Raw genomic sequence first — 16049 nt, 5'->3', positions numbered from 1 at the left:
ATGCTGCACGGCCTGGTGCGAGCCCTGATGCTGGGGCTCGCAGTGATGGGACTCAGCAGCGCCCTCACGGTAAACGCAGCGGAGCCCCCGCTGCGTTCGACCCTCGATGCGGCCGCGCTGCAAACGCCCTATCACCAGTGGCAACTCCAACAGTGGCGCACCCGTCAGGATGCGCCACTGTCGCGTTTCATGAATGACCCAGACATGCGGATGGCCTTGCTGACGCGGGTGTATCAGGAGGCCCATCTGGCCGGCCTGCCCCCCGACCTCGTGCTGGCGCTGATTCAGGTAGAGAGCGCCTTCAAGGCAGATGCCGTTTCTTCGGCGGGGGCCGTTGGGCTGATGCAGATCATGCCCTTCTGGGTCGCCGAGCTGGGCCTGCCCATGGACGACCTGACCGAACCCAACCGAAATCTGCGCTACGGCAGCACCATTCTGGCTCACTATCTTGCCGTTGAGCGGGGTGACTTCACCCGCGCTCTGGCTCGCTACAACGGCAGTCTCGGGCAAACCTGGTACCCCGAGCGGGTATTGAAGGCCTGGCGCGACCATTGGCGTTAGCCGGTCACTCAGTCATCCTGTCAACCTCTGCTTCAACACTGTGCAGCAAGCCCGCCTTAGCCAGATTGGCCAGCAACTGTGCCACGTCACGCGTTACCTGCAGCAGCGACGCCCCTTCGAAGAACGCCACGAGCGTCTCACTCAATTCCTGCAGGTTCATCGGCTCATGCTGCAATAGAGCCCATACTGCGCGGCTGGTCGCGTTCATTCGATGAATATCACCCCCGTTCTGGCCAATCACGAACAGCTCATCGCCCAGCGACCACTCGAAGGCCGCCGGGCTGGTGTGCCAGTAGCGGGCATCGTCCAAGGGCAGCGCAGGCACCTCCGCCCGTTCAGCACTTGCCACCGATTGCCCCTGCTGCCGATCTGCAGAGAACGGCTGACCCTCCCAGCGCTGTGCCAGCCACAGGGCTGCCTCATAAGCGTCCGAGTATCGCAGCAGAAAGCACGGTAGCCGCTGCAGTAGCGGCAGGAAGCGATCCATCAGCGCCTGATCCGACTCGTGCTCGGCAAAGTTCTGTTGCAACAACTGCCATAAGCCATCGCCCGGCTGCAGGCGTGTCAGTTGGGGGGCCGTCAACGTGGGGTCTCGGTCGATCAGCAGCACGGCCCCCAGCGGGGAGCGGTCGCCATGGGCTGCCAGTTGGGAACTCGACAAGTTCAGATAACCGTAACGGTCGTCGAAAGGACCAAGATGGCAGGCCACGAAGTGCTGAAAATCTACCGACAAGGCCTCCGGGACCGGTAACCGCAAACGCGGCGCCACGCCAAGCGCGATGCCTTCACCTTCAGGATTGAGCGCCAGCACATCATCCCCGAACACACGGCAGCCTGCGGCAGCAAATGCCGAGGTCAAGGTGCTTTTTCCAGCACGGTGGGCATCGGGAAAAATCACCAGCTGCCCGTTGAGCTCCACCGAGCCACAGTGCAACCCCACCAGCTCAGGGTGGCGATGCAGGAACGCCCCGGCCAAATCGGCGACGACGCTACAGGCAGTGCCGACATCAGTGTCCAACAAGGCACCTTGGGGCAGCGCGGGAGCTTCCTGCCAGTAGCCGTCGGGGTGCTGCCAAACGCAGATTTCGGGGGCTTCCGGCAACGCCGAGCAGCGTTCGATGGGCCAGCCTGGCATGGCCTGCTGCAACACGGGCAAGAGCCCCTCCGCCTCTACCAGGCGCAGGCAGGGGCCAATACTGGTCAGATGGTAGTCGTGCTCATTAGGGATGGCCATGATCGGTTACCACCTGGGCAGCACGCGACTAAGTCGGATTTCGATGACGCCATCACGCTCCCAGCGGGATCGATGCGGGCGTGAATAGCCAGCCCGGCGACGATCATAGGGACGGTAGTAACGCTCATCACGATGGGCATGATGCTTGTGCCGAGGGCGTGAATAGCTGGGCCGCGAGCGGCTGTGACGTGAGCGGCGACCACGCGCTTCCGCCTGCCCCATCGACAGGAACGTAGGGGCGACATAAAGCGCTGCGGCACCCAGCCCAAGGCTGGCCAGTACTTGGCGGCGCGAGCGGCGCTTCTGCAACACCTCTTCGGTTTCATGGGACATGGTGGTTCTCCTCGTCAAGATGATCTTCAAGTTAACGAACACTGTTTCTCAAATTACTCTAGCCAAGGCGACCCACCGACACCAGATACCCATACCGACTTCCCCATTGTTTACTCTTTTTTACCTTTCAGGGTTTTATCGTTAGAGCAAAAACATGACTTTTCAACATAATAAATAGATCATAAGGCCATTTCCCTGACCCCACTTAGGTAGCCCCCCATGCCTGCATTGCGTCAATTTGCGAGAACCCGCACTTTTGCCTGGCCACTTGGCATTGCCGTGTCGCTGTGCAGCTTTTCAGTCTTCGCAGCCAGTGTCAGCGTCACCGACACTCAAGGCGCGCCGTTGGAAGATGCCGTGGTCGAGATCTATATCGATGGGGCAACGTTACCGGCAGCCACCGAAAAAAATATCGTGCAGCGCAATGCCGCCTTCAACCCTACCGTCACCACGATCCCGGTAGGCAGCCATGTCGCTTTCCCCAACGAGGACACGACTCGACATCACGTATTCTCGTTTTCACCCGCCAAGGTCTTCGACCTGGAGCTGTTTCTGAGCGAAACACCGCCACCCGTTCACTTCGACCAGCCAGGGGTCGTGGTACTCGGCTGCAATATCCATGACCAGATGCAGGCGTTTATTGTGGTCAGCGAAGCACCCTATGTAGGCATGACCGATAGTGCGGGCAAGCTCGATCTGAGCGACCTCCCAGCAGGTGACCATCGTATTCGAGTCTGGCACCGTCGCATGGATGACAGCCAGAATGTATGGTGGGAAGGCAGCATCAGCGACGCCGACGACCTGATGGTCAGTCTGGAGCTTAACGCCCTGACCCCGGAGCCTCCCGAGCTGTCACCGCTACAGCAGCGTTTTCGTAATGCGACTCACACTCACTGAACGCTGCCAAGCAGCGATGAAACGAGGTTGAAATGCGCTTTCGCACGCGCTTGACCCTGGTTCTGCTGACCGTAGTGATCGTCTCCCAGCTCGCTACGGGCGTGGCTTTCTTGCGCGCTACCCAAAACGATGCCCTGGCAAAAGGCAATCAGCGTTTAGAGGTCGGCGCACGCGTCTTCGAGCAGTTCCTTGAAATTCGCGGTGACCAATTGCGGGACAACGTTGCGATTCTGGCCGACGACTTTGGCTTCAAGAGTGCCGTGGCAACCCAGGATACGGCCACCCTCTATTCCGTGTTGGGAAATCATGGCGACCGTGCCCAGGCGGACATGGTGCTGCTGAGCAATTTGAACGGCGAGGTCCTGGCCAGCAGCCATCACGATCAGGACAGCGCCATGCCGTTTCCTGAACTGTTCGATCGCGCCCAGCAAAGCGGCAGCGGCGTGGGCGTCGTGATCGATCAGGGCCAGCCCTATGAGTTTGCACTGCTGCCCGTGCGTGCGCCCAACCTTATCGGCTGGGTAGGCATGGGCTTTCTGATCGATGAAGACGTTACTCAGGAGATCAACACGCTGACCGGCCTGGACGTGAGCGTCGTCACCTACGATGCCGCAGGCGAGCTTAGCTACCTGGCCAGCTCAAGGCCCGGGGGAGCCGAGCAAGCGCTGAACTTGGCAGGCGACCACCGTTACCTGGCCTACTCATCGGCGCTGCTGTCCACCGAACAATATCAATCCCACGTATTGATTCAGCTTTCTCGTGATGAGCTGCTGAGCGCCTATAGTCGGCTGCAGTTGCAATTATTCGGTATCGTCGTATTGATGCTGCTGCTCACATTGGCAGCCGCGCTATGGAGCGCTCGCAGTATCAGCCAGCCGCTGATTGCGCTGGCCCAGGCCGCTCAGCGCATTGGCCGTGGAGAACGGATGGCACTGCCCAAAGAGGGCTCGGTGGCCGAGACCCAACAGCTGGCCAGCACGCTCTACTCGATGCAGGAGGCCATCGCCAAGCGGGAGGCCACCCTGCTGCACCAGTCTCGTCATGACCGTTTGACGAACTTGCCCAACCGACTCAGTGCCGTCGAAGACATCGAGCAGCTCGTTGCCAGAGCGCGTCCCTTCACGTTACTACGTTTTTCGATCAACGATTTTCGTGACATCAACGATACCTTCGGGTATGAGCTGGGGGACCATTTGCTGGTTGCCCTGGCGCACCGTTTACAGCAGTTGCCTGAACCTATTCACAAGGCCTATCGGCTGGATGGGGACGAGTTGATGCTGCTGATTCGTCAGGCAAACTTCATCGAGGCACAGCGGGAAGAGATGATGACGCTGATCAGCGAGCCGATTCGCCTGGATCAGTCCATGATCGTACCTTCCCTCTCTGCCGGTGAGGTCAGCTACCCAGAACACGGCAATAGCGCCCGCTTACTGCTACGCCGTTCAGACATTGCCCTGGATCAGGCGCGCCGACACCGCCACAGCCACAAGCGCTACCAGGATGGACAAGACGAGCAGCATCTGCGCCAGCTCATGCTGATCAGAGACCTGCAGGAAGCCGTGGACAAAAACGAGCTGTGGATGGCCTATCAACCCAAAGTGGATACCTCCACTGGCCATGTCTGCCAATTCGAGGCACTGATGCGCTGGCGCCATCCTACGCTGGGCTTCGTGCCGCCGGATGAGTTCATCGAACTGGCCGAGCGCTCAGGCAACATCGGCCTGCTGTCGGACTGGATGCTGATCCATGTCTGCGAGCAGTTGCAGCGCTGGAAACACGCGGGGCATCACGTCTCGGTGGCTATCAACCTGTCGGCCAGCGATGTCATCGATAGCGATCTCGCCTTGCACATCCAGGACCTGATGGAGAGCTACGGACTGACACCTGACCAGCTGGCCGTAGAGGTCACCGAAAGCGCGGTCATGCAGGATGTCGAAGCTGCCACGCGTACGCTGCTGGCACTCAGCGACATGGGCTTGAAAATTGCGGTGGACGATTACGGCACGGGCTACTCGTCACTGGCTCAGCTCAAACGCTTGCCCGTGAATGAACTCAAGATCGACAAGTCCTTCGTGCTCAAGCTCGATACCCAGGAGGAGGATCAGACCATCGTGCGCTCGACCATCGAGATGGGCCACAACCTGGGGGTACGTATTGTCGCGGAGGGCGTCGAAAACCTCGCCAGCGCAGCGCTGCTCAAGCAATTACACTGTGACTACCTGCAAGGCTACTGGATATCAAGACCCATGCCGGCCCAGGACGTTGCCCCCTGGCTGGAGGCCTTCGAGCCGATCAACTTTGCCGCTCCTCTGACGCAAGCACACTAAAAAAAGGGAACACCATGCGTAAAGCGCACTTACTCAAACGGCCCCTGTGGGTGGCGGCCACCGCCCTCAGTGCGCTGCTGCTGGCCAACTCGGCCACGGCAGGCAGCCGTATCATGGGCACCGGAGCGGTCACCGCCATCGAAGGGGCAGCAGGCGGCGGGCTTTCTCCATGGGCGGTGCTCGCCAGCACGGCCAGTGACGATGAAGTGGGCGTCACTGCCGCCGTGACACGAGCGTGGCTGGATGATTATCGTCTGACCGTGACCGGCGCCAACATCAACATTCATGACCGTGTGGAGGTCTCGATTGCCCGTCAACGCTTCGAACTGACGACCCTGGGCGGCGAACTGGAACAGGCCATCTACGGCGCCAAGGTGCGTTTATGGGGCGACGTGCTGTATCACCCGTGGGGTATCTGGAGCGCTGGCGTCATGCACAAGCGCCTGGACGATGGCACTGTGCCCACCGCACTGGGGGCTTATGACACGAGCGGGACCGAAGCGTACCTGAGCGCCAGCAAGCTGCTGTTCAACGCCGTGCTGGGCCGGAATGTGTTGCTCAATGGCACCCTGCGCAACACTTCCGCCAACCAGGGCGGACTGCTCGGTTTTGGCGGCGACCAGGGCGGACGATCCTGGATGGCAGAAGGGAGCGTCGGCGTGTTCATCACGCCCAACTGGATCATCGGCACCGAATACCGACAAAAACCTGACAACCTGAGCGTGGCCGACGAAGAGGATTGGCAAAGCATCTATAGCGCCTACTTCTTCAACAAGCACGTTTCCTTGACGGGGGCATGGCTGGATCTGGGCGACATCGCCGGTCTGCCTTCTCAGCGCGGTGGCTATCTCTCGTTACAGGCGGCGTTTTAACGCGGCTTCGGCCCATGACCCAGCCCTTCATTTTCAGGAGTCGACATGAGTAACCGCCACTTGGCCATCCGCAACACGCTGATCATTGGAGTCCTGTCAGGTCTCCTGCTCACTGGTTGCGCCCATCAGCAGCCATCCACCACGTTATACGAACGCGTCGGCGGGCAGGCCAGCCTGGAAAACGTCGTGGAAAACCTGCTGTATCGTATCGCCGATGACGCCGATATCGTCGTCTATTTTGCCAATAGCAACATCGATTTGTTCGCGGCGTCCTTGGTCACTCAGCTATGTGACATCAGCGATGGCCCTTGCCAGTACGAAGGCCCGCCCATGGACCGTGCTCACCAGACCATGGGCATCACCGATGCTCACTTCAACCGAGTAGTAGAGTACTTGAACGAGGCCATGATAGAGGAAGGGATACCGCTAGCCGCACGTAACGACATGCTGGGCCGCCTGGCGCCCATGTATGCCGACGTCATGCGCCTGCAGTAATCTGCCAGCCATCACGTCCGGCGGTCTTGACCTGGTACAGGGCTTTATCTGCCGCTTCGTAGGCACCGGCAAAGGCCGTTGCCATGGCAATGAAACGCGTGGCGCCCACGCTAAGCGTCACGCGCTTTTTATCCGGGTGAGCGGGATGCGGGTACTCGGCCGCATCGAGCGCCGCCTGAAGCGCTTCGCACTGCTGTGCCAGTACGCTATTGGAAGGGCACGGTAGCAACGCCGCAAACTCATCGCCTCCCAATCGATAAAGCTGGGCCGTCGGCCCCAGCGCCTGCTCGATCATGCTTGCCAGTTGGCGCAACAGTCGGTCGCCCTGAGGATGCCCCAGCGCATCGTTGTACTGCTTGAAAAAATCGATGTCGATCAAGATCAGTCCCAGCGACTCACCCTCGCGACTCACCACGTCCTGATGCAGTGCACTGCGATTACCGATCCCCGTGAGCGGGTCGCGCATGGCGCGGGCCATCCAAGCCAGCTTTTCGGCAGTGGCGTGTTCCGTCTGACGCAGCTGCCGCTCATGCATCGCCCAAAACCCTAGACCCAGCACGAAGATCAGCAGACTGGAGTAGGTCAACACCTGGTTGTGGCGTCGGGTGCTTTCGGAAAAATCATTGATCGCCATACCGCGCCGATCCAATTGGTGCATTTCGATACGCGTCAGGCAATCGACGGCGATGAATAGCGCGTGGGCCGCGTCGATGGGTTCGATCTGCTGTTGTTCCAGGCGTTCGGTCATCTCGTCGACCAGTGCCAAGCTGGGCAGGGTACAGGAGTAGTTCTGACGGTATACACTGACATCGAAAAGCCCATAGGCAAGATCCAGCGCATGGTTGGCCTCGCTGATCTCCAGCGGCGACGTCGCCACCAGCAGCGACTCTTGGGCGCTCTGCACGTAGCCTCTCGCCCGAGTCGCCAGCTGCTGCCCGGTCAGGCTGCCGGTCTGGCTGAAGTAGGCCTGGATTTCCGGGTAGACCCAACGAGACTCATAGACGATCAATACCATCAGGCCCATGAAGCTCATCAAGCTCAAGGAGAGCCACGTCATGTAGCGGGGGCGACGCTTTGGCTCTCCTGGTGGCGCTGCACTCACCACTGCGCCTCGATGCTGCGAATCATCCAGATCCAATCGTTGAATTCACGCAGGTTTTCGGTATCACGGCCAGAGTATTCACGCTCCACCAGACGCACCGGGCCCCGCGAGCGCAACGTCAGTGGCTCACCATCTTCCACGGTGACCAGATACCAGACCGGGTTGTCCCAGCCCCCCAGGGTCACTTCGTAATCATCCCAGGCAGTGAAGTGCAGTTGCGGGGGTACCGACCCGAAGTGTTCCACCAGGAACTCACGAAACGGAATTCCCTGCATTTCCACGTCGCGCCCTTGATAAGGGTCGTAAACGGTAAACGTGGTATTGGGCTGCTCACGCAGATCACTGATGGCGATTTTCTCGGTGGTTTCCCCATCGATCAGGTTCAACGCCTGCGCCTGGGCCAAGGTCGGGAGACATAGCGCAAGGAGCAGTCCCAGCACTATGTTGCAGAGAGGTTTCAAAGAAGTGCGGGGCGTTACAGCAGTACGTGGCAGCACAGCGTTCATGGCCGTTCGGTTCCTGGTAAGGGTAGGCGTTCAAGTGGTCACACTTTACCAGAGCATCAGGCCAAAACACTTCAACGGCTGTCAACTGATTTACCACAGGCATAAAAAAGCCGGCCCAGTGGGCCGGCAAAAGGAAGTTTACACTTGCATGTAAACCCCCTCCCCTGACGACTGCTACAGCCAGCTGGATCAAGGCTTCTTGCGTTCATCCTTGCGTAGATGATCACGCACCACGAAACCAACCCAGCCCACCATAAACGCGATCACCAATGCGACAGTTACCAAGCCGAAAATGACTGCATCGTCCCAGTACATGATGTTCCCCTCCCGCCGTGATGTATGAAGCCATCGTACGGGTTTCGAGCAGGGGAACACTGACCTGGGTCAACCTTTGAAAACCACTCCACCCTGGGGCGTGGCGAACTTGATATAGGTCAGTTTTAGAGCACTTTGCGGTCTTCGACCTTGCTGTGTTCGGTACCCGGCGGCAGCGGATGGCCCTTGGCCAATTCGGCGCGGGTCGCCTCGCGCACGTCCAGCAGCGTCACGTGGTAGCGCAGCGTGTGCCCGGCCAGCGGGTGATTGGTATCCACGGTCACGCTATCGCCCTCGACACTCAGTACGGTGACGATCTGCGGACCGGCCTCGCCTTCGGTTTGAAAACGGCTGCCCGGTGCAAGCTCCGCGCTGCCAAACGATGCTCGGCTTACCTCTTGCACCAACGCTTCATTGCGAACGCCATAAGCGTCTGCCGGGGTCAAGGTGACCCGCAGCTCATCGCCAGCAGAGCGCCCTTCCAGGTCACGCTCCAGGCCAGGCAGAATATTATCGTGGCCATGCAGGTACTCCAGGGGCTGTTCGCGCGCGCGGGAGTCGTCCAGCACACGGGTACTGCCATCGCTGAGCACGTCGCTGAGGACATAATGCAAGGTGACGACCTGATGGGCGGTAATCGACATGGAAAACTCCTCTCCGGTAAGCTGTCGGCTTGATAGGATGTCGGGCCCAGTTTACCACCGACCGGTTTTTAGCGGGCCTTGCGCCCTGGTTTTCTTTTGGAGCGAAACACCCCATGCCCACCCCTAACCCCCAGCGTAGCTGGCTGGCGGCACTTGCCATCTATCTCAAGGCACCGGTCATCACCATGCTGTTTCTTGGTTTTTCCGCTGGCCTGCCCTTTCTGCTGGTATTTTCGACCCTCTCGGCGTGGCTACGCAGCGATGGCGTGGAAGTGGCCGCCATTGGCTTCTTCGCCTGGATCGGCATGCTCTACTCCATCAAGTTCTTCTTGGCGCCGGTGGTCGACCGGCTGGCCCTGCCGCTATTGACCCGCACCTTCGGGCAGCGTAGAGGCTGGATGCTGCTGGCACAGGGGATGATTGCCGCAGGGCTGGTGGGGCTGGCCGGGCTCGACCCAGTAAACAACCTGGGCTGGGTAGCGGCCTTTGCGCTGCTGGTGGCGTTTGGCTCGGCCACTCAGGACATCGCTATCGATGCTTACCGGATCGAATCGGCCAACGACGACCTTCAGGCGGCCATGGCCTCGACCTATATCATTGGCTATCGCGGGGGACTCATCGCGGCGGGGGCCGGCGCGCTTTACGTGGCGTCGGCCTTTTCCTGGAGCGCCGCCTACCTGAGCATGGCGGCGCTGGTGGGTATCGGGGTGCTGACGGTATTGATTCGCCCAGAGCCCCAGCGCGCATCACTGAGCGTGCAGTTGATCCATGAGCCCAGGGTGCGTGCCTTCCTGCGCGCCAGCCGCGGCCAACCCAGAACGTTTCGGCGCATCACCGCCTGGGCGATTGGGGCCATTGTCTGCCCATTCACCGATTTCTTTCGCCGCTACGGGGTGAAGGCACTGGGTATTCTGGTGTTCATTGGCATGTTTCGGATCAGTGATTTGGCCATGGGCTCCATGGCCAACCCGCTGTACATCGACCTCGGGTTCTCACTGGGCACCATCGCCAGCGTCACCAACATTTTCGGCATCGCCATGAGCATTACCGGTGGTTTGCTGGGAGGGTTACTGGTGGCCCGCTACGGCATTGGCCCAGTGCTGATTCTCGGCGCGGCGGCCGCCACGCTGACCAACCTGCTGTTTGCCGTACTGGCGTTGATCGGTAACCAGGTGCCGATGCTGGTCATCACCATTATTGGTGACAACTTGGCCAATGGCCTGGCCAGCGCAGTGTTCATTGCGTTTCTTTCCAGCCTCACCTCACGGGCCTATACCGCCACCCAGTATGCGCTGTTCTCATCCTTGATGACGCTGCCAGGCAAATTCCTGAGCGGCTTTGGCGGCCTGGTGGTCACGGCGCAGGGCTACGCCACTTTCTTCGTGGTCGCCACCCTGCTGGGCCTGCCCGCCATCCTGCTGGCCATCTGGATCAGCCGCGACAAGCAGCTGGTGCCCACGCCCAATATCGCTTCCCGCTAGCGGTGGCGCTCCAGCCAGGCCAGTGCGCCTGGCGTGGTGCGCCACTGGTCACGCATCAGGGTGCGGTACTGCCAGGCTTCCGCCCGGGAGCCTGGGTCGACCTGGCCATCCGGATGGGGCATGGAGGGGCGCGGGTTTTCCGCGCAGATCAATTCCAGCGCATAGCGGCTGTGGGCCATCACATCGGCCAGCGCCGCTTCTGCGGCTTCCTGTTGGCCCAGGCGATAAAGCGCCAGCGTGCGTCCCATCAATAGTCCCAGCACCAGCGAGCCGTCGTCCTTTTGCGGCTCGTTGGTCAACGCCAGAGCCTCCTCGTTGCGGTCATCGCGCAGCAACTGGTCCAGCACCAGTTCACGTAGCCCAAGGCTATCTTCCTGATCGATGGCCAGCAGCTCTTCGGCCAGCTCCCGAGAGTGCTGGCGCGCGCCCCGCTCCATGCCCACTACCAGCGCCAAGCCGGTGCGCAGCAGCATGGCATTGTCGGCATCGTCCCAGCACAGGCTGCCTTCACCAGCGGCCCGAGCCTGCTCCAGCCAGCGCGAGAGGCGCAGCGCCAGAGGCTCCAGCAGGCTGGGTGCCATCCACGGCAGGCTGCCAAAGCGGCTGGTCAGCGCCAGCGTCAAATCCTGCACGACCTGGGGGGCATCCAGCCATTCGGGGTGGGCGCACAGCTCGGACATCCAGTCGATGGCGTTGACCCAGGGGTCGTCCCGAAAACCCAGCGCCACGTCTTCGTCCACCAGCACCTGGAACTGCTCATGCCAGGCGGCAAACAGCGTCTCTTCACGGGCGGTGGTGGTATACAGCAAACGACCCCGCTCATCGTCACGGGTAAGGGTCAACAGCGGCGCGGTGGGCAGCGCAGCCAGCAGCGCCTGCAGGGCCACCAGCGGCGTGGCCATGTCCTCTTCGGCGCTCAATAGCTGGTCGGCCAGGGTGGCCCCAGGGTTATCGGCCAGGGCGGCGAGAAAATCGAGCTGCTCGTCATCCAGCCCGCCCTGGCGTGCCAGGCGACGATACCAGAAATCGGCTCGTTCCTTGGCTTCCTGCTCATGGCCTTCGTGGAGCAGCAGCATGGCTTCGATATAGGCCAGCGTCGGCGAGTCGGGCAGCGCCTGCTGGGCTTTAACAAAAGCCCCGCGAGCGCTGTCGAGATCGTCGTTATCCAGGTGCATCAGGCACAGCCGCTCGAGGGCCACGCCGCGCAAGAACAGCGGCCCTCGCTCCATCACCTCGTCCAGCAGGTCGGCGCGTTTACGGGTGAACCCACGCTCCTGGTAGATATCGAGCAAAATTTCGAAGGCGGGTTCGGCCTGCTCAGGCAGCCGCGACCAGTCGCTGCCATCGAACAACGACTCCAGTATCTGCATGGCGCGGCCGGTCTGGCCACTTTCTGCCGCGATCAGCCCGGCTTCCAGCAGCGCCTGGGGCGGTGCCTGCTGGCTCTCCAGGGCAGCCTTGAGAGTGGCGCCTTTCCACTCGCGCAGCGAGAGCATCCACATCATCTGCTCGGGAATCTCGGTGGGGAAGTTGACGCGGTCGCAGCACTGCTTGTACTTGCGGCCCGAATCGCACCAGCAGGGCTCGTTGCGGCCAGGCGTGGCCAGCGGTTCACTGGCGAAGTTCAGCCGCTCCAGCGGTGTCTGCGACCATAAAATGGGCGCCAGCGCCTGCGCGGTGGCTAGGTTATCGTTAAAGGATGCAGCGCCTTCGGCACGCACCCAGGTCATGAAATCCGGGTAGTGCTCCTGCCGCCTGATTGCCGAGAGTGCCCCAGAGGCAAACCCCAGCAGTTGATCGACCCATACCGCCAGCATTGCCGTCTCCACTGTCTTCAATACGCGTTTTCAAAGCGCCGTAGTCTAGCATGGCTAACCACGCTGCCGCAGCGACAATCGCTCAGGGAGAAGGCCCCGTCAGGGGGTGCGCGCCCAGGTCAACAGCGGCTGCGTGCGCTCTTGCATGTCGAGGCGCGCCTTCAGCCTTACCAGATTCCAGTAATGGCCGTTCAGGGCTCGGGAAAGCAGCAGCGTATCTGCCGGCGGTTGCAGCCGGTCCATGGCTGCCCATACCTTGGGCGTCAGCTCACGCAGTCGGCGGTGTACACGCACATCGCTGAAGTCCTGCTCGCCGGGCGCAAACAGCGGCGTGATGCACTCTGCCGACTCCTTGTAGAGCGCCAGCGGAGCGCCCTGACCCTGGCGTCCGCCCATCTTCATCAGCGCATCGTCCATGGCCATGGGGTCCTGTGCCAGGGTGGCATCCAGAAGCTGCATCATGGCTTTCAGGCGCGCTTCCGGCACCGGAATCACGGCGCCCAGATCATAAATCACCAGCCTCCCCTGCTCGTCACAGGCAAAGTTGCCTGCGTGGGGGTCGGCATGCAGCTCGCGGTAGGTGAACAGCTCTTCGGTGATCCAGTCGGCCAGCGCCACAGCCACCTGCTGGCGAGTGGCATCGTCGGCGCTCTCCAGTTCACGCAGCGGCGTTCCGCCCACATAGCGCATGGCCAGCACATGCTGCCCGGAAAGCTCGAACAGCGGCTCGGGGATCACCAGCGCCGGGTTGCTCAGGTAGCGCTCGCGATAGCGCGCCAGTGCTTGGGCCTCGGCATGGTAATCCAGTTCATCGCGCAGCCCCGCCGCCAACTCCTCGAACAGCGCATCCAGCCGTGCCTGGGGCACCTTGAACCAGCGGCCCAGCCCCATGATCCGCTTGACCTGCTTCAGGTCGCTTTCCAGCACCTCTGCAAGCCCGGGGTACTGCACTTTGAGGACCACGGTTTCACCGTCATGGGTCACGGCCTTGTGCACCTGGCCCATGGAGGCGCTGGCGAACGGGCGCTCTTCGATGCTGTGAAAGTGCTTGTCGATATCGCCGTACTGCAACACCAACGCCTCGCGAATTTTGGGCCACGGCATCGGCTCTGCCTGACGCTGCAGGCGCGCCAGCTCGTTGGCCAGCTCTGGCGGCAACAAATCGTCCCACTGCGACATGATCTGCGCCAGCTTCATGGCCGGGCCTTTCAACTCGGAAAGCCCCTCGAACAGCGCTTCGCCCAGTGCCTGCCAATCTGCCTGGCCGCCCAGCCGAGTCTTCAGCAGTGCACCGCCGGTGCGGGCACCCAGCCCCAGTAAACGTCGTGTTCTGCCGCGTTCGCGCATGGAGATCGCCTTTTCGGATGCTTTACCGCATGTCCACGACACCTGTATACATTTTCATGTATCAGAACTCTAACCCGTTGGCCACTTCTGCTACCATGCCCTTTCGTTCTTCACTACCTCCAGGATCACACCCCATGCGCTTGATTATCGCCGAGAAACCCAGCCTGGCGCGGGCCATTGCCGATGCCCTGCCCGGCGGCCAACGCCAGGATGGCGCGATTGTATGCGGCGATACCATCGTGACCTGGTGCCTGGGCCACCTGCTGGAGCAAGCCCCACCGGAAGCCTACGACCCGGCCGACAAACAGTGGCGGTTGGACAGGCTGCCCATCGTGCCCCGGCAGTGGCAGCTGGTCCCGCGCCCCAAGGCACGTGGCCAGCTGGCGGTGATTCGCAAACTGATCAAGCAAGCCACCAGCGTGGTGCACGCGGGCGACCCGGATCGCGAAGGCCAACTGCTGGTACAGGAAGTGATCGAGCACCTGAAATACCGTGGCCCGGTACAGCGACTGCTGGTCAGTGACCTCAACCGACCCGCCGTCAGCCGCGCCCTGGCCAGCCTGCGGCCGAACAGCGAGTTCCAGCCGCTGTTCGAAGCGGCCCAGGCACGCGCTCGCGCCGACTGGCTGTACGGCATCAACCTGACCCGTGCCTGGACCCTTACCGGCCGCCAGGCAGGCCACGACGGCGTGCTTTCCGTGGGCCGTGTGCAAACCCCGGTACTCGGGCTCATCGTGCGGCGCGACAACGCCATTCGTGATTTTGTGCCCCACCCCTTTTACCCGCTGTGGGTGGACCTTCAGGTGGCCCAGGGCCAGCTGCGCGCCTGGTGGGCACCCAAAGAGCACCAGCCGCTGGATGAACAAGGGCGCTTGATTGACCGCACCCCCGCCGATGCCCTGGCCGTTCAACTGCCCGGCGCCCGCGGCACGCTCACCACATTAGACCAGCAGGAGAAGCGCCAGGCCCCGCCGCTGCCCTACTCGCTCTCTGCACTGCAGGTAGATGCCGCCCGTCGTCATGGCCTCTCTGCACAGATGGTGCTGGATATTTGCCAGCGGTTGTATGAGCAGCACAAGCTGATTACCTACCCCCGCTCCGACTGCCGCTACCTGCCCGAGGAGCATTTGCCACTGGCCCGACAAACCCTGGCCAGCGCCTGCCAACACGACGACACCCTGCGCGGGTGGCTCCAAGGAGCCGACTTTACCCTGCGTTCAAAAGCCTGGAACGACAAACAGGTAGGCGCGCACCACGCCCTGGCCCCCACCGGCAAACCCGCCGATTTCAGCCAGCTTTCCGCCACCGAAGGGCATGTGTTTCGACTGATCGTGCGCAACGTCATGGCACAGTTCTATCGCCCGCTGCGCACTTTCGAAGTCAAAGCCGAGTTCACCCTGTTGGATGAAGCCTTCCGCACGCGGGGCCAGAGCATTCTCGACCCCGGCTGGAAGCCGCTGTTCACCACCCGAGAAGAGGCCCCGCCGCTGCCGCCACTGACCCAGGGCGAAGCCTGCCAGGCTCTCGGTGCAGGCGTGGAAGAGAAAGAGACCCGACCGCCAGAACCCTTCACCGACGCCAGCCTGATCAAGGCGATGATGAACATTGGCCGCTACGTGGACGACCCGGAAGTGCGCCGCACCCTGCGCGACACCGACGGCCTGGGCACCGAAGCCACCCGAGCCGGCATCATCGAAACCCTGGTGCAGCGCGGCTACCTGGTACGCCAGCAAAAAGCCCTGCGCGCCACACAGCTTGGCGTCGCCCTCATCGCCGCGCTGCCCAGCGCCGTCAGCACTCCCGAACGCACCGCTCTCTGGGAGCAGCGCCTGCGCGCGATCTCCGAACGCCAGGACGACCCCAACGCCTTCCAACACGCCCTGCTGGAAGACTTGCACACCCTGCTGCGCCAAAGCGATGCCAGCAAACTGCGCCACAGCCTGCAAACCGCTCAGGGCGAAGCCGCAGGCCCCGCCAAACGCAGCGGAACCAGCAAAAAGAGCTACGCACGGCGCAAGAGTACCGGCAGCAAGACGGGCAGCAAGAAAAGTACGGGAAGCCGCAGTAGCACGGCGGGGAAGCGAGTGCGCTCAAGGCGAACTGACTAAATCGGCCACA

The 16049-nt window shown here is 61.6% G+C and carries 15 protein-coding genes; 7 read left to right on the top strand and 8 right to left on the bottom strand.

The genetic code is table 11. The annotated features are described in order from the left end of the window. Positions 1–561 (top strand): transglycosylase SLT domain-containing protein, encoded by a 561-nt coding sequence (locus LG409_RS07815; RefSeq protein ID WP_227407972.1) that lies wholly within the window; start codon positions 1–3, stop codon positions 559–561. Positions 562–565: 4 nt separating this feature from the next. Here the strand turns inward: LG409_RS07815 and LG409_RS07810 are convergent, their stop codons facing one another. Together LG409_RS07810 and LG409_RS07805 are read right to left on the bottom strand one after the other, a co-directional pair. Next, entirely contained in the window at positions 566–1795 is a 1230-nt protein-coding gene (locus tag LG409_RS07810; RefSeq protein ID WP_227407971.1) for a PqqD family protein, read from the bottom strand. A gap of 6 nt (positions 1796–1801) precedes the next feature. Beyond that, positions 1802–2128 carry a hypothetical protein gene (locus LG409_RS07805; RefSeq protein ID WP_039178344.1) on the bottom strand — a complete coding sequence of 109 codons (327 nt, stop codon included), beginning with the start codon at positions 2126–2128 and terminating at the stop codon, positions 1802–1804. Between the two features lie 219 nt (positions 2129–2347). Between LG409_RS07805 and LG409_RS07800 the strand changes: the two genes are divergently transcribed. Genes LG409_RS07800 through LG409_RS07785 form a run of 4 tightly spaced genes read left to right on the top strand, consistent with a single transcriptional unit; the run spans position 2348 to position 6719 of the window. Further along, positions 2348–3025, top strand: a complete 678-nt coding sequence (locus LG409_RS07800; protein WP_227407970.1) for a Cupredoxin — start codon at positions 2348–2350, stop codon at positions 3023–3025. A 32-nt stretch (positions 3026–3057) separates the two neighbouring features. Then, complete coding sequence (locus tag LG409_RS07795; protein WP_227407969.1) at positions 3058–5352, top strand: putative bifunctional diguanylate cyclase/phosphodiesterase; 2295 nt, start codon at positions 3058–3060, stop codon at positions 5350–5352. Between the two features lie 14 nt (positions 5353–5366). After that, a complete protein-coding gene (locus tag LG409_RS07790) occupies positions 5367–6224 on the top strand; it encodes a DUF3034 family protein (RefSeq protein WP_039178354.1) in 858 nt (285 codons plus the stop codon). A 45-nt stretch (positions 6225–6269) separates the two neighbouring features. Next, entirely contained in the window at positions 6270–6719 is a 450-nt protein-coding gene (locus LG409_RS07785; protein WP_144982565.1) for a group I truncated hemoglobin, read from the top strand. Here the strand turns inward: LG409_RS07785 and LG409_RS07780 are convergent. The 4 genes from LG409_RS07780 to LG409_RS07770 form a co-directional block, all read right to left on the bottom strand. After that, a complete protein-coding gene (locus tag LG409_RS07780; RefSeq protein WP_096923105.1) occupies positions 6703–7776 on the bottom strand; it encodes a GGDEF domain-containing protein in 1074 nt (357 codons plus the stop codon). The two genes, LG409_RS07785 and LG409_RS07780, sit on opposite strands and share 17 nt — an antisense overlap. 41 nt (positions 7777–7817) lie before the next feature. Then, positions 7818–8207 (bottom strand): hypothetical protein, encoded by a 390-nt coding sequence (locus tag LG409_RS07775; protein WP_227407968.1) that lies wholly within the window; start codon positions 8205–8207, stop codon positions 7818–7820. A gap of 309 nt (positions 8208–8516) precedes the next feature. Beyond that, positions 8517–8642 (bottom strand): cytochrome c oxidase subunit CcoM, encoded by a 126-nt coding sequence (gene ccoM, locus LG409_RS18630; RefSeq protein WP_016913649.1) that lies wholly within the window; start codon positions 8640–8642, stop codon positions 8517–8519. 125 nt (positions 8643–8767) lie between these two features. Then, positions 8768–9286, bottom strand: a complete 519-nt coding sequence (locus LG409_RS07770; protein WP_016913647.1) for an FKBP-type peptidyl-prolyl cis-trans isomerase — start codon at positions 9284–9286, stop codon at positions 8768–8770. A 113-nt stretch (positions 9287–9399) separates the two neighbouring features. On the opposite strand from LG409_RS07770, the gene LG409_RS07765 reads away from it, so the two are divergent. Beyond that, positions 9400–10767, top strand: coding sequence for an AmpG family muropeptide MFS transporter (locus LG409_RS07765; RefSeq protein WP_227407967.1), 1368 nt, complete (start codon positions 9400–9402; stop codon positions 10765–10767). Here LG409_RS07765 and LG409_RS07760 read toward each other — a convergent pair. Together LG409_RS07760 and LG409_RS07755 are read right to left on the bottom strand one after the other, a co-directional pair. Then, positions 10764–12584: an SEC-C metal-binding domain-containing protein gene (locus LG409_RS07760; protein ID WP_100732178.1), complete on the bottom strand. Its 1821-nt coding sequence runs from the start codon at positions 12582–12584 to the stop codon at positions 10764–10766. The two genes, LG409_RS07765 and LG409_RS07760, sit on opposite strands and share 4 nt — an antisense overlap. Positions 12585–12683: 99 nt before the next feature. Beyond that, the gene (locus LG409_RS07755) at positions 12684–13931 is read right to left on the bottom strand and encodes an ABC1 kinase family protein (protein WP_218314876.1); all 1248 of its coding nucleotides are present in this window, start codon (positions 13929–13931) and stop codon (positions 12684–12686) included. Positions 13932–14065: 134 nt separating this feature from the next. Between LG409_RS07755 and LG409_RS07750 the strand changes: the two genes are divergently transcribed. Then, complete coding sequence (locus tag LG409_RS07750; RefSeq protein ID WP_227407966.1) at positions 14066–16039, top strand: DNA topoisomerase III; 1974 nt, start codon at positions 14066–14068, stop codon at positions 16037–16039. Positions 16040–16049 lie beyond the last annotated feature (10 nt).

It is taken from the genome of Halomonas sp. NyZ770 (genome assembly GCF_020616575.1).
Lineage (GTDB): Bacteria > Pseudomonadota > Gammaproteobacteria > Pseudomonadales > Halomonadaceae > Vreelandella > Vreelandella hamiltonii.
Note: the sequence above shows the minus strand (reverse complement) of the source record. Positions and strands in the feature narration are given on the sequence as shown.